Source organism: Yersinia alsatica (genome assembly GCF_902170305.1).
In the GTDB taxonomy this organism is placed as follows: domain Bacteria; phylum Pseudomonadota; class Gammaproteobacteria; order Enterobacterales; family Enterobacteriaceae; genus Yersinia; species Yersinia alsatica.
Map to the genome: position 1 here is coordinate 203,512 of NZ_CABHWW010000007.1, position 15,439 is coordinate 218,950.

A 15,439-nucleotide genomic window follows, 5' to 3' on the forward strand; every position below is an offset into this window, starting at 1 on the left:
ATGACCAAAACCGGAAAAGTGCTGACTGTCGTTGGCGGGATTATTGTGCTGTTAGTGGCAGCAGCGATAGTGTTTGTTATGACTTTTGACTGGAACCGTCTGAAGCCGACGATTAACGAAAAAGTCTCCGCCGAGCTGCAACGACCCTTTGCTATTCGCGGTAATCTGGGCGTGGATTGGTCACGCAAAGGTGATGAACCTGGCTGGCGTGGCTGGATACCCTGGCCGAATATCCATGCTGAAGATTTAGTGTTGGGCAACCCACCGGATCTTGTCAGTGATAAAGCCGCCAAAACCGTAGAAGACAAGCGCGAATCCACCGCATTCCCCACTGGCGAAATGGTGACTCTAAAACGGGTAGACGCCAGCATTGCGCCGTTGGCATTACTGGGTAAGGAAGTATTGATACCCCGTATTTGGCTGACACAACCTAATGCCACCTTGCAGCGTCTGGCTAATGGCAAGAATAACTGGACGTTTAATCTGGCCAATAGCCCGACTGACGGCCAGACTCCGCCTTCATCTTGGTCGGTGAATATCCATGATATCGTTTTCGATAGTGGCGAGATAAACCTGAAGGATGCGATTTTAAAAGCTGACCTTCATGCGGTCATCGACCCATTAGGCAAGCCGCTGCCCTTTGCTGAGGTGACGGGGGCGCGTAATGAGAAAAAAGATAAACAGGCAGCTGATAAAGTTAACAGCACGCCGGATTATATTTTTGGCTGGAAAATTGACGGTAAGTATCAGGGCCAGCCATTAACCGGCAGTGGTAAAATTGGCGGCATGTTGTCGATGAGTGATGCGTCCGTGCCATTCCCATTACAGGCCGATGTGCGCTCAGGCACGACGCGGGTCGCGGTGGTGGGTACATTAACTGATCCCGGTAATTTGGCAGGGTTGGATCTGGGGTTGAAATTCTCCGGTGCCAGTCTGGATAACCTTTACCCACTGATTGGCGTGCTACTGCCAGCCACCCCTCCTTACAACACTGATGGCCGCTTAATTGCGAGCCTTAAACAAGCCGGTGGTGCCATTTATCGCTATGAAAACTTTAATGGCAAAATTGGTGACAGCGATATTCATGGCAATCTGACCTATACCGCCAGTAAGCCGCGGCCGAAATTAGTCGGCAAGCTGTCATCAGATAAATTGCGCTTTGCTGATTTGGCACCCTTGATTGGTGCTGACTCCAATCAGGAAAAAGCCAATCGTGGTGAACGAAGCCGACAGCCTGCGAATAAGGTGTTACCAACTGAGAAGTTTGATACCAAAAGCTGGGGGGTGATGGACGCCGATGTCACCTATGCCGCCAAACGTATCGATCGGGATAAATCATTACCATTAACTGACCTGTCTACCCATGTGGTGCTGAATAAGGGTGAGCTGCTGCTGGACCCACTGCGGTTCGGTATGGCGGGGGGAAATCTCAATGCCACGTTGCGCCTAAACGGCAACCAAGATCCAATGCATGGCAAGGTGGATTTACATGCTCGCCGCTTACAATTGAAAGCCTTGTTACCTGAGGTTCAGGCGATGCGTAACAGTCTGGGGCAACTGAATGGCGATGCGTCATTTACTGCTACCGGTAACTCGGTGGCTGCCCTGCTGGCAACCAGTAATGGCAACCTGCGCCTGTTACTGAATCAGGGGCTCATTAGCCGCAGCTTGATGGAGTTACTTGGCCTGAATGTGGGTAACTATATTGTGGCTAAGTTGTTTGGTGACGATGAGGTGAAAATTAACTGTGCGGTGGCTGATATTCAGTTGCGAAATGGCTTAGCGACCCCGCGCCTGTTTGTCATTGATACCGAAAATGCCATTATCAACATTACCGGCAATATCAACTTCGCCACTGAGCGGCTGGATTTATCCATCGATCCAGAAAGTAAGGGGCTGCGTATTCTGACCTTACGTTCTCCACTCTACGTCAAAGGCACCTTTAAGACGCCGGATGCCGGTGTCAAAGCTGGGCCATTGATTGCTCGTGGTGCTGTTGCTGCCGTATTGGGTGTGGCGTTAACACCGGCGGCAGCATTACTGGCACTGATTTCCCCCAGTGAAGCTGAAGAAAATCAGTGCACCCCCTTCCTGCAAAAAATGAAGCAAAAGAAATAACCGATTAAGGTACCGGTGGTTGGGGAAGCAGCTTACAACTGTGATCCTGCAACTCCTCCACCGAGGCAGGATGCAATTTCAATGGATTGACTTTGCTGGCTAACAGTAAGAACTCCCCGTCTGGCAATGCAGTCATTGCCAGACCATAACGGCCCATCTCCTCTTTTGCTGCGGGTACTTCATCAGCTAGCAGGCGAAACGCCCCAGATTGCTGTAATTCCGCTGCAGTGGTGCGCCGTACTAAATAATCATGTCCCAGTAAGCCCCCGGGCAGTGGCTGCCACTGTTGTCGAAAATTCGCTTCCTGCGCCGCCAAGGTGGTTTTTACTTGTGGTTTTAGACAAGAAATATGGATATGGAGTTGATCCTGACTGCGCCCGTATTTTGAGTTTATCGCCAGCGAAATATCAGCATCATTAATCGGTGCGCCATATTTATCGGCCATAAAGTGGCGAGCTTGCCAGGCGGCAAAAAAATAGTTGGGGCTGGTGGGCGTCAATAATTTGGGGCTTTCAATACCGCTGATTTTGGCGGTTGGCATTAACAGGTACTGCAATGGCCCGTGCATGTCTTTGTACACCACAAAACCAGCTTGGGTATCGACTTCAATACAGGGCTGTGGATTATGTTCTGCTTCCATATGGGGAACACATTGTTGGCTAACAATATTCCACAATGCATCGGCATTACTGAAGCGCATTTTATATCCGACAGCAAGCAGGACTATGGCCAGTAGAGTCAGTAAAAACCAAGGCTTTTTTATATAACGTGGCATGGGCTTCCCTTCACTTTCAATGACGAGCCATCAGTGTAGTGAGAAATCAGTGGGCTGAGCAAACCCCATAATGCTTATTTATCATTATGGGGTGTTGACCTGAACGAGCGGGATTTACAGAGAGATATGGCGAGTTTCTTTGGAAAATAGCAATGCTATCAAGGTGATTGTTGCCATAGAGGCCAAATAGACACCGACATAGAATAGGCCATAGTGAGTTGCCAGCCAGGTTGAGATATAGGGTGCAACCGATGCCCCAAGAATTGACGCGACATTATAGGAAAATGATGCGCCGGTGTAGCGGACTTCGGTCGGGAATAGCTCCGGTAGCAAGGCACCCATTGGCCCGAAAGTCAGCCCCATGATGATGAAACCGCAGGCGAGGAAAGCCATTACCAGCGCCGGTTGACCGGAACCCAACATGCTCGGGAATATCAGTGCAAAAGCAATTAACAGCAGAGTGATGCAAATCATGGTCTTGCGGCGGCCAAAACTGTCGGCCATTTGCCCGGCAATCGGCACCATCACACCAAAACCGACGACACCAATCATCAGCATCAAGAGGAAGTCATTGCGTGAATAACCCAGCCCCAGTGGTTCCGCGGTAGTGCCAAAGGTTAATGAATAGACTGTCATGATGTAGAACAGTGTGTAAGTGGCAAGCATGATGAATGTCCCCAAAATAGTGGCTTTCATATGCTGACTAAACAGTGTCCCGATAGGGATGCGGACTTGTTTACCGGCTTTCGCGACTTTGGCAAATACCGGTGTCTCGTGTAACGACACCCGAACATACAAGCCAATCAACACCAATACCGCAGACAGCAAGAATGGCACCCGCCAGCCCCAACTGAGGAACTGTTCATCTGTCAGTAAGTAAGATAGCGCCAGGAACATGGCATTGGCAAAGAAGAAGCCGATAGGTGCCCCCAACTGCGGGAAGGAGCCATAAAGCGCACGTTTTTTCGGTGGTGCATTCTCTGTTGCCAGCAATGCCGCACCTCCCCATTCACCGCCTAGCCCCAAACCCTGACCAAAACGAGCCAGAGCCAGCAATAGCGGCGCAAATACGCCAATAGTGGCATAGCCCGGCAGTAAGCCGATGAGCACGGTGGAGACTCCCATCGTCAACAGTGAGGCGACCAAGGTCACTTTGCGGCCTACACGATCACCAAAGTGCCCAAACAGCGCAGAGCCAATAGGCCGGGCAATAAAGGCGATGGCAAAGGTCGCTAACGATTGCAGGGTTGCCGCCGTCGGATCGCCCTGTGGGAAGAAGATATGGGGGAAAACAATGACGGCTGCGGTGGCGTAAATATAGAAATCAAAAAACTCAATTGCTGTTCCAATCAGTGAGGCAACAATGACTTTTGATCGCGAATTTACGGGAGCTGGCAGACTGTCTGATTCGATGGTTTGTGCGATGCTTGACGGCATATTATTTCTTATTGTTAATTTTAGCGAAAAGTTATCTTAGTCACAGAAATTGGCATTTTCAACGGATAGAAAATGAACAATTCGGCCTCTGATAGCTAAAAAAGAACAATCTGTTTACAACAGTAATTTCGGCGCTAAATAGCACCACATAAGAAATAAAATGCAGATTTTATTGCTGATAATGTGATAAATAAAAAATTAGCACTAGTGAGTTATGCTGGTTTTTAGCATTAAGAAGTTTCTTGATTGGTTTTTAATTCTAATTTGTTGTTGATGGCAAAGAATAATATGCCAGTAATTAGATTTTAACTGGCATATTTAAGTTATTGTGGTGCCTTATTGTCCGCCTCTTGGGGTAGGGTTCCATCTTCGGCGTAACGGGCAGTGGCTATCCAGGCGGCGCAAAATAGAGTGAGGCGCGCGAAGAAGTAGAAAAAGGCCATCAAGCCAATCACGGAACCAAAGGCAGCACCAGACGGAGAGCTGGCAAGACGTGGCAGCATCATGGTCATGATAAATTTGATGATTTCAAACCCTATAGCCGCAATGAGGGTGCCACGCAGCAGCGCTTTTTTCTTTGGTTTATGACGCGGTAGAATCCAGAATATCCATAAAAATAATAGATAGTTAGCGGCTATAGATATCGACAGCGCAATAAGTGTCATTACTGGCCTTAACCACTCGATACCGCCCAGACCTAATGCATTAACAATTGCAGATTGCGCAGCGCCGGCGATAGACGTCAGCGAAAGAGTAATAATCAACGCGATAACTAACCCGGTGAGTGAGATAAAGTCGCGGGCATAGCGATAATAGAATTTTTCCTGATCCTGTGGGTTGCGCTCCCATACATCGCGGGACTGCGCGCGGATAGCTTCGCGCAGATTCCCCATCCAACTGATACCGGAATAAAGCGCAATCACTAACCCGGTCAACCCGACAGTGGTGCGCTGCTGAATGGCGGTATTAACGGTATTTTTAAGGGTGGCAGCTAAGCTTGGGTCACTGATGGTATTAACGATTTTATTAATTAATTCAGCTAATAAGTCAGGGTTAGATGCCAATACAAAACCGGCAGCGGCAAAAGAAACCATCAAAATAGGGATCAGCGACAAAAACGAAAAATAAGTAATAGCCGCACCAAATTGGCTGCCAAGTCGATCATTAAAACGATCTGTAGCACGGATAATATGGGCAACAGCAGGGAACGCTTTAACACGATCACTTATCCGCGCCATGTAAGAAATGGCTTTTTTACCCGTTTCAATTCCCGCAGTCAGTGGGGCTGAGTTATCTCGCGGTGCGCTCGGCATAATTCTCCTCAATTGCGTTAATCCATGCCTTATGCAGATGATTATTCTACAGAATATGACACAAAACGATGACTAATCTGTTGATAATAGCAGACTCGACGCCCATCACAACCGTGCTTGTTACATTCCAGTGGTTTGCAGCGACAAGAATATTCTTAATAATATTTATGATTAATCCCACCTTAACTGATTGATTATATCCTGCATTTATATTTAGTAGGAAATTGCCTACAAATCATAAGGCTCAATCCCATATTAAATATTTTCACTAATACTTATATTGTTAATAAGTTGGGTCGTTTATTTTTTAAAAATTAAGCCTGACGTCTAAATATAAATAAGACAAAGAAATAAATTATTAACTAATAAGTTAAAGCTTTCCCCATTTGTATCATTTTTGTAAAACTCCAGGTTATCATCATGAAAATAAACAGAACAGTCATCGCTCCCCGTTTTCGTAAGACGTTGCTGGCCAGCTTACTCATTCCCCTGTTCAGCCCTATTTATAGCTGGGCCGCACAAACCGTCAATGTCACTGACGGCACCACGGTGTCTATTTCTGGTGAATATGGTACCGACGGTGAGAACCAGCCCGCAGTGGTTGTGCAAGGTGCCGGTAGCACCGTCACCGGCGATGCTAATCTCAGTATTGAGACCACGGCACGCAGCGCAAATGGCGTCACTATTACCGACGGCGGCGCATTAAATTTGGATGGCTCCTCCATTAAAACCAATGGCGTCGTGGCTTATGGCATCAATAATAATAAAGGCTCGGTGATATTAAATGGTGGAACAATTACCACCACGGGCCAGCAGGGAAATGGTGTTTACTCCACTGGTTTAGGCAGCAATGCAAATATTAATGGTACTGAAATAACCACCAGTGGCGGATCTGCTTACACGGTATCAGGCACCGCAGGTGCAGCATTAACATTGAACAATACCATATTGAATAGCAGCGGTGGCGGGAGCTATGGTATTTATCTGAGTGGCCTCGGCAGTACATTAACCGGTGCAAATAATGTTATTAATAATACCGCTGTTGGCGGTGGTACGGGTATTTATATTGGCTCTGGTGGTTTAAATGCCAACTTGGATAACACCACGATTAATATGACCAACGGTTATGCGGGGGTCAGCGTGGGGCTAGGGTCTTCTATTACCATGGATGGCCTCACTGCCACGGGGACTATTGCTCAGGTTTTTGATGTTACAGGTGCAGTGACTGTCAGTAATGCAGATATTGACCTTGCCTCTGGCGGGGTATTACGCGCCATGGGGAACAGTTCGACCAATAAAGCAGTGATTATATTCAATAACGTTAATGCGGTTTCCCATAGCGGCAATACAATCATGGTTGACGTTAATATGAATGCCGATGTCACCCTCAATGGCGGCTCCTACCATTCTAAAGGTACCTACGCCATGGGCATTTGGGTGCCGGATACGACCTCATCGGTAAAAGTCTATAATTCTGAAATCATTACTGAGGGTGATGGTGCTACGGCTATTGAGAACCGGGGGACTGCTATTGTCGATAATACTCGGGTTGTCACCATGGGTAATAGTTCCCATGGCATCTATTCACAGTCGATGTTTGATGCCACAAAGATGACTATCTCGACTGCCGGTGTTGGCAGTATTGGTGCTAGCGCTGCGCGTGGGGGCCAGTTGAATGTGGATGGCGCGAGCATTAATACCACCGGGGACTCTGGTATGGTGCTTGGTACGTTCGCCAGTTCATCAATCAATGCTAAAAATATTATCGGGACGTCCTCCGGTGCCAGTGCTTATGCTTTGTGGCTACAAACAAAAAGCATCATTTCACTGGCAAATAGCCAAGTAACGACCACTGGCACCAATGCCGGGGGTATTTATGCCACCAGCTCGACGACAGATTACAGCCAGGCCACGTTAGATAACAGCCAGATTATCAGTGAGCAGGGAGCGGGTATTCGAGCCTATGGTGCCAGCATTAATGTTGATGTGATCAACGGCTCGCAACTGACCGGCGGTAATGGGTTACTGGTGAATGCTTCGACCAATACCGGCACGTCATCACCCCTTGTCAGTAACGTCAATCTGAATGCCGATAACCACTCGGTGCTGGTGGGGGATATTCAGGCGGATGAAAACAACAATGTTAACCTAACACTGAAAAACGGCTCAGTTTGGAACGGGGCTGCTCGTAACGCCAAAAGTGTTGATGTTGATGCCAGCAGTATTTGGAATTTAACCGGAGATGCTGATGTTGAGTCTATGAAGATATTGGGCCAGATGAACTTTATTTCAGCTGGCAATAATCCTTATGCACGCACACCGGGTAACAGCTTCAGTACCTTAACCATAAATGGCAATTTAACCGGCAGTGGCCTGCTGAGCTTTAATGCCCAATTAGGTGATGACAGCTCACCAGCAGATAAACTGCATGTGACCGGGGATGCAGATGGCAGCCATACTGTTCAGGTGACTAATCAGGGCGGGCTGGGGGCATTGACGACCGGAACCGGCATTAACCTGATTACTGTTGACGGGAATAGCAATACCAGCAGCTTCACGATGAACGGCTCTGTTGTTGCAGGGGCTTATGAGTATTTTCTATATCAGCTAGATGAGCACAGCTGGAATTTACAATCTAATCTGGCGGCGGTAACACCAACAGATCCGGGTGAGATTATTTCGGTTACTCCAGTGAGGCCAGTCCCGGAAACGGCTTACCGTCGTGAAGTGCCGGGCTATATTGCCGCACCTTGGTTAAATGCCTTCTATGGTTTCACGACTCTGGGGAGCTTGCATGAGCGCCAGGGCGACGTAAAAGGGGCCGCGAATGGCTTTAATGAGGGCTCTTGGGGGCGAATCAGTGGGCAACATAATAAATTTGAGGCCGGGCGTTTTAGTTACGATTCGGATATCTGGTTTGCGCAATTAGGCCATGACCTCTATCAGGCTGAAAATGCGGCCGGAACTCAGGCGACAGCCGGTGTGATGGTTACGCTGGGTAAGCAGGAAACTGATGCTCAAGATAAAGCTCGGGCCGTGCGTGCGGATCTCTCCGTCGATACCGGCAAAATTAAGACCGATGCCTATGGTCTGGGGGGCTACTACACACTGAAAACGCAGCAAGGCGGCTATGTTGATATTGTCGGGCAGGGGACGTTGTACCGCAATAACTACCAAAGTCAGCATGATGCCAAACAGAATGGTTATGGTGTGGCAATCTCTGCCGAAGTGGGCCAGTCATATCCCCTCATCGGAAACTGGAAAATAGAACCTCAAGGGCAACTGAAATATCAATATCTGAATCTGAGTAGTTTCAGCGATGATGTTTCTGGGGTGAGCGGGACGTCATATTCTGTCGGGCAGGCTCGTGCTGGGATGCGGGTATTTAGCGAAACTAGCCAGCAGCAGGTTATTAAGCCTTATTTCTCTGCTGATGTTGTCCATCAATTGGGTCAGAATCCGCAGGTTACCATTGATACTGCTAGCCTCCGCCCAGAGTTTACTAAAACCTACTGGCAAGGTGGGGCTGGTGTCACTGCTAAAGTGAATAATAACGTTGATATCTATGGCGATATTAAATACCAACGTGCTTTTGATGGAAAAATGGACGGTTACACTGGAAACCTAGGGGTGAAGATCGGTTTCTAAGTCAGCGTATCGAGTTGACGATAAAAAAGGCTATAAACCCTGCGGTTTATAGCCTTTATCGATCGGTTGGTTAGACCTTAGCGCATCGTCACAAATTCTTCCGCGGCAGTTGGGTGGATAGCGACTGTGTTGTCGAAGTCTTTCTTGGTTGCGCCCATCTTCACGGCAACGGCGAACCCTTGCAGGATTTCATCCATCCCGAAGCCAATCCCATGAATGCCGACAATCTTCTCTTCCGCACCCACACAGACTAACTTCATCCGGCATGGTTGACGGTGCTGAGTCACCGCGCTGTACATGGCGGTGAATGAAGATTTGTACACTTTCACCTGATCGTCGCCAAACTTCTCGCGCGCTTGTGGCTCAGTCAGACCAATAGTGCCGATTGGCGGATGGCTGAATACCACGGTCGGGATATTGCTGTAATCCAGATGTTCATCCGGCTTGTTATTGAACAAGCGCTCAGACAAACGACGACCTGCTGCCACCGCTACTGGGGTCAGTTCAACTGCGCCAGTATTATCGCCAACGGCATAAATACCTTTGACGTTAGTATTCTGGAACTTATCAACCTCGATATAGCCTTTTTCATTGGTTTTGACACCACTGGCAGGCAGATTGAGGTTATCTGTTGCCGGTTCACGGCCGATAGCCCAAATCAGTTGGTCGACAGTCACTTCAGTGCCGTTTTCCAGTTGCAGTGTCAGGCTACCATCGGCGTTTTTGATGACCGCTTTTGGCACTGATTCGGTATGCAGTTTCGGCCCTTCGGTATTCATGACTTCCAGCAGGGTTTCAACAATCAATGGATCAAAGGTGCGCAGTGGGGCGTGTTTGCGCACAAACAGATGCGTTTCTGTCCCTAAGCCATTGAGCACACCCGCGATTTCAACCGCGATATAACCGGCACCCACCACGGCAACCCGTTTTGGCATCTCGTCTAATTCAAAGAAACCATCAGAGTCGATACCGTATTCAGCACCCGGAATATCTGGATGACTTGGGCGGCCACCGGTGGCAATCAGGATGTGATCTGCGGTGATTTTCTCGCCGTTAACTTCCACAGTATGAGCATCAACAAAACGCGCAAAACCATGGATAACATCAACTTTATTATTACCTAAGCCGCGTTCATAAGACTGATGGATACGATCGATGTAAGCAGTACGATTGGCAATCAGCTTTTTCCAATCGAACTTATTTACTGTGGTGTCAAAGCCGTAATCCGGGCCATATAAATGAATAGCTTCCGCGATTTGTGCGGCATGCCACATCACTTTTTTCGGCACACAACCCACATTCACGCAGGTACCACCAAGCTGTTTAGCTTCGATCAGCGCACATTTCTTGCCATACATGGCTGCCCGGTTGATCGATGCAATCCCGCCACTGCCACCGCCAATTGCTAGATAATCGTAATGTTTAGTCATCAGGGTCGTTTCCATCAAGAATCGTTTAAAAATTGCCTAAGAGTTTACCCCTTGCTCGAGTTTTGTCGCAAAGGTTGCATCAATTGCTCTGATTCACGTGACCAATTGATTTATACCCATCATCTTTCAAGTCGCAGAATTGTTGGCTAACATCATGCACCCAAGTCATTGAGTTTATTTAGTTGTCGCCTATCTGCAACTCGAAATCTATTGGGCATAGGCACCGCACCATTTATTCAGGGACTACCCACTTCACTAATGTATGACCATGGCCTGAAGGCACCAATGCTTTATGTAGCCATGGCAGCAGGGTGTTCATTTGCTGTTCCAGTTTCCACGGCGGATTGATAACAATCATGCCAGAGGCGGTCATACCATGCTGGTCGCTGTCTGGGCGTACTGCTAATTCAATTTGTAAAATACGGCGGATGCCAGTGGCTTCCAGATCACGCAATAAGCGTTTGACCTGTTGGCGTAATACCACCGGATACCATAATGCATATGTACCGGTTGCAAAGCGCTTATAACCTTCCTGAATGCCTTTCACCACATCTTGATAATCGGTTTTCATTTCATAAGGCGGGTCAATCAGAATAAGCCCACGGCGCGATGGCGGCGGTAACTGCGACTTAAGTTGCTGATAACCATCAGCTCGTTGCACTTTAGCTCGCTCATCTTTGGCGAACTCATTGCGCAATAGCGGGTAATCGCTTGGGTGCAGTTCCGTCAGATGAATTTTGTCGTATTCACGCAGTAAATGGCGTGCAATCAAAGGTGAGCCAGGGTAATAACGCAACTTATCACCACGGTTAAAGTAATTGATAACACTCATATACGGGGCTAAGTCAGCAGGTAAGTCATCGCGTTGCCACAGCTGGCCGATACCTTCGAGGTATTCACCGGTACGTTCAGCATGCTCACCACTTAACTGGTAGCGACCGGCACCGGCATGAGTATCCAGATAAAGTAAGGGTTTCTCTTTTTCTTTCAAAGACTCAATAATCAGACTTTGAACCGTGTGTTTAAGAACGTCGGCATGGTTGCCGGCGTGAAAGCTATGGCGGTAACTTAACATTTTATTTTAACCAATTGATATTCTAATATAAATCAGTGATTTAGTGAGAATATATACTGTAGATTGTGGCAGCGCTTTCTCTCTGTGGATGTCATAAACACCCTGGTCAGAGACTGCAGTCAGCACATTATGGCAACTAGTATAAACTGTCTGGTGGATAAAAAGTGAAAAGCATTAATTTGTAGCGAATACTTCACCTTGCTGCCATGGGTATAAAAAAGAATGGATAAAATAATGAATAAAAAGACTCTCGCCGAACGCTACCCTGACGCCCTGCATTGGTCATTTGGCGATAGCCCTGAAATGGCGGATGAACTGGCACAACTGGTGATCCGTGGGGTTAAAACGGCCTCATGTTGCTCGTATCATGCTTATAAGTCAGAGGTTTCGCCGAGCATTGGCGATTACAACGTCATTCTCAATGGCCGAAATGAGCCGGTTTGCGTGATCAGGACGGTCAGCTTAACACTGGTTCGTTATTGCGATGTCAGCGCCGAGATGGCCGCCAAAGAAGGCGAGGGCGATAAAAGTCTGGCGTACTGGCAGCAAGGGCATCAGGAGTTTTTTGAACGTACAGGGGATTTTTCCCCTGATATGCTGCTGGTGTTTGAGCAATTTAAGCTGGTTGAGGTGCTTGATTAAGCCGTCAGCCATTGATTTTCATGCTGACAGACCTCATGTTAATTGTTCATACATTATTTATTCTCTGCGGCCGGATCTGTTCTGGCGCTGATATTCACAACGTGAATGAAATTTAAAAATAATCAGGACAACTCTATGACAAACCCGCTGTTGACCCCGTTCTCCCTGCCGCCATTTTCTGCTATTCGCCCTGAAGATATCGTGCCGGCGGTGAAATCCGCTCTGGATGAATGCCGTCAAGCGGTGGAGCGGGTTGTTGCCCAGCCAGGCCCTTTTACCTGGGATAACCTGTGCCAGCCGTTGGCTGAGTCCGATGACCGCTTATCTCGCATTTGGTCACCCGTCGGCCATTTGAACTCGGTGAAGAACAGCCCGGAGTTACGTGCGGCTTATGAGCAAAGTCTGCCTCTGTTATCGGAGTACGGCACGTGGGTGGGCCAACACAAAGGCCTGTATCAGGCTTATGTCAGTCTAAAAGAGGGGCCGGGATTTGATGCTTTGACGGCTCCACAACGCAAAGCGGTAGAAAATGCGCTGCGTGATTTCCAGTTATCCGGTATTGGTCTGGAACCAGAACAGCAAAAACGTTATGGCGAAATTGTTGCCCGTCTCTCTGAATTGGGTTCGACGTACAGCAATAACGTGCTCGACGCCACTATGGGTTGGAGCAAGCTGATTACGGATGTTGAGCAACTTAAAGGGTTGCCGGAAAGCGCATTGGCCGCCGCCAAAGCCATGGCCGAGGCCAAAGAGCAGGATGGCTGGCTGCTGACGCTGGATATGCCAAGTTATCTTCCGGTGCTGACGTATGCCGATAATGCTCAATTGCGCGAAGAGATGTACCGCGCTTTTGCGACTCGCGCATCTGATCAGGGGCCGAATGCCGGCAAATGGGATAACAGCGAAATCATGGCTGAGATTCTGACGTTACGTCATGAATTGGCTCAGTTACTGGGTTTTAACAGCTATGCGGATAAATCACTGGCAACCAAGATGGCCGAAAGCCCGCAACAGGTGCTGGGTTTCTTGAATGATTTAGCGAAACGCGCTCGCCCGCAAGCAGAAGAAGAGCTGGCCCAATTACGTGCTTTTGCTGAAAAACATTATGGCGTCAGTGAGTTGGCTGCTTGGGATATCACTTATTACTCCGAGAAACAAAAACAGCATCTGTTCTCGATTAGTGATGAACAATTGCGACCTTATTTCCCTGAGCAGCGCGTAGTCGAAGGGCTGTTCGAGGTAGTGAAACGTATTTATGGCATTACTGCCAAAGAGCGCCACGATGTAGATACCTGGCATCCAGATGTGCGTTTCTTCGAGCTATTTGATGCCAATGGCGAACTGCGCGGCAGCTTCTATCTAGACTTATATGCCCGTGAACACAAACGTGGCGGAGCCTGGATGGATGATTGTGTCGGGAGTTTGCGCCTGGCAAATGGTCAATTGCAGAAGCCGGTAGCTTACTTAACCTGTAACTTTAATGGGCCGGTCGGCGGCAAACCGGCGCTGTTTACCCATAATGAAGTCACCACCTTATTCCATGAGTTTGGCCACGGTTTGCATCATATGCTGACCAAAATTGATACTGCGGGAGTCTCTGGTATCAATGGTGTGCCGTGGGATGCAGTCGAGTTACCAAGCCAGTTTATGGAGAACTGGTGCTGGGAGCCAGAGGCGCTAGCTTTCATTTCGGGCCATTACGAAACCAATGAGCCATTGCCGCAAGAGATGCTGGATAAATTACTGGCAGCGAAAAACTATCAGGCAGCACTGTTTATTCTGCGCCAACTGGAGTTTGGTCTGTTCGATTTCCGCATGCATTATGAGTTCGACCCGCTGACGGGGGCGCAAATTCTACCTATCTTGTATGAAGTCAAAAAACAAGTCGCAGTGGTGCCGTCACCAACATGGGGCCGCTTCCCACATGCCTTTAGCCATATCTTTGCCGGTGGCTATGCGGCAGGCTATTACAGCTACCTGTGGGCAGAAGTTCTCTCGGCTGATGCCTTCTCGCGCTTTGAAGAAGAAGGGATTTTCAATGCGGCGACCGGCCAATCCTTCCTCGATAATATTCTGTCCCGTGGCGGTTCCGAGGAACCAATGACCCTGTTCAAGCGCTTCCGTGGTCGTGAGCCGCAGTTAGATGCTATGCTGCGCCATTACGGTATTAAGGGCTAGAATGTGTCACAGGTAAGTATTTGTTTATTGTCTGAAGCAGGCGCCGATCCCGGCGCCTTGTCTATTCTGGCTGAGCGCTGGGGTTTGCTATCTGACGAGCAGGCGATCATGGCGTTGGTACTGACACCTGAACGTCTCGAACTGCGCAAGCGGGATGAGCCAAAACTCGGCGGCATCTATGTTGATTTTGTTTCCGGCACGCAAGCTCATCGTCGCAAATTTGGTGGTGGGCGCGGTGAGGCGGTAGCAAAAGCGGTGGGCATCAAAAAAGGCTATCTGCCACGGGTTGTCGATGCGACCGCAGGTTTAGGGCGGGATGCTTTTGTGCTAGCGGCACTGGGCTGTCATGTGCAAATGCTGGAACGTAATCCGGTGGTCGCCGCATTGCTGGATGATGGTTTGCGCCGAGGTTATCAGGATGCTGAAATTGGCCCTTGGCTGCGCGAAAGATTAACTTTATTGCATGCTTCCAGCTTAACGGCACTGGCCGAGATTGAACCCCGGCCTGACGTGGTTTATCTCGACCCCATGTATCCGCATCGGCAAAAAAGTGCGCTGGTTAAAAAGGAAATGCGGGTGTTCCAGTCATTGGTGGGTGCTGATGACGATGCCGATGGCTTACTGGCACCAGCCCGCGCTTTGGCCACCAAGCGCGTGGTGGTTAAACGCCCTGATTATGCCGAACCACTGGCGGGAGTAGCAACACAGGCTGCTGTCACGACGAAAAGTCACCGTTTTGATATATATCCTTCATCCTTGAAATTGTAGGGAAGCGGGCTGGTTTATTGCTGGTAGGAATGAGTTAGTTCATAACCTACCAGCA

At 48.6% G+C, this 15,439-nt stretch carries 10 protein-coding genes; 5 read left to right on the forward strand and 5 right to left on the reverse strand.

Annotated features, from left to right (window positions below):
• Positions 1-2,118 (forward strand): AsmA family protein, encoded by a 2,118-nt coding sequence (locus FTA96_RS02820; protein WP_145573134.1) that lies wholly within the window; start codon positions 1-3, stop codon positions 2,116-2,118.
• A 4-nt stretch (positions 2,119-2,122) separates the two neighbouring features.
• Here FTA96_RS02820 and FTA96_RS02825 read toward each other — a convergent pair whose 3' ends face one another.
• The 3 genes from FTA96_RS02825 to yhjD form a co-directional block, all read right to left on the reverse strand.
• On the reverse strand, positions 2,123-2,893 hold the full coding sequence (locus FTA96_RS02825) for a CDP-diacylglycerol diphosphatase (protein ID WP_050123683.1): 771 nt from the start codon (positions 2,891-2,893) through the stop codon (positions 2,123-2,125).
• 114 nt (positions 2,894-3,007) lie between these two features.
• On the reverse strand, positions 3,008-4,330 hold the full coding sequence (locus FTA96_RS02830; RefSeq protein WP_050135258.1) for an MFS transporter: 1,323 nt from the start codon (positions 4,328-4,330) through the stop codon (positions 3,008-3,010).
• 323 nt (positions 4,331-4,653) lie between these two features.
• Entirely contained in the window at positions 4,654-5,643 is a 990-nt protein-coding gene (gene yhjD, locus FTA96_RS02835; protein WP_050135260.1) for an inner membrane protein YhjD, read from the reverse strand.
• A 420-nt stretch (positions 5,644-6,063) separates the two neighbouring features.
• Between yhjD and FTA96_RS02840 the strand changes: the two genes are divergently transcribed.
• Positions 6,064-9,291, forward strand: a complete 3,228-nt coding sequence (locus FTA96_RS02840; RefSeq protein ID WP_145573136.1) for an autotransporter outer membrane beta-barrel domain-containing protein — start codon at positions 6,064-6,066, stop codon at positions 9,289-9,291.
• A 77-nt stretch (positions 9,292-9,368) separates the two neighbouring features.
• On the opposite strand, the gene gorA is transcribed toward FTA96_RS02840, so the two are convergent.
• Together gorA and FTA96_RS02850 are read right to left on the reverse strand one after the other, a co-directional pair.
• Entirely contained in the window at positions 9,369-10,721 is a 1,353-nt protein-coding gene (gene gorA, locus FTA96_RS02845) for a glutathione-disulfide reductase (RefSeq protein WP_050110415.1), read from the reverse strand.
• A 232-nt stretch (positions 10,722-10,953) separates the two neighbouring features.
• Positions 10,954-11,796, reverse strand: a complete 843-nt coding sequence (locus tag FTA96_RS02850; RefSeq protein WP_050135264.1) for a 23S rRNA (adenine(2030)-N(6))-methyltransferase RlmJ — start codon at positions 11,794-11,796, stop codon at positions 10,954-10,956.
• 234 nt (positions 11,797-12,030) lie between these two features.
• Here FTA96_RS02850 and FTA96_RS02855 point away from each other — a divergent pair, with 234 nt between their 5' ends.
• From FTA96_RS02855 to rsmJ, 3 genes are all read left to right on the forward strand, one after another.
• On the forward strand, positions 12,031-12,438 hold the full coding sequence (locus FTA96_RS02855; protein ID WP_050110407.1) for an ASCH domain-containing protein: 408 nt from the start codon (positions 12,031-12,033) through the stop codon (positions 12,436-12,438).
• Positions 12,439-12,573: 135 nt separating this feature from the next.
• Positions 12,574-14,616, forward strand: coding sequence for an oligopeptidase A (gene prlC, locus FTA96_RS02860; RefSeq protein WP_050135266.1), 2,043 nt, complete (start codon positions 12,574-12,576; stop codon positions 14,614-14,616).
• A 3-nt stretch (positions 14,617-14,619) separates the two neighbouring features.
• The gene (gene rsmJ, locus FTA96_RS02865) at positions 14,620-15,384 is read left to right on the forward strand and encodes a 16S rRNA (guanine(1516)-N(2))-methyltransferase RsmJ (protein WP_050135268.1); all 765 of its coding nucleotides are present in this window, start codon (positions 14,620-14,622) and stop codon (positions 15,382-15,384) included.
• Positions 15,385-15,439 lie beyond the last annotated feature (55 nt).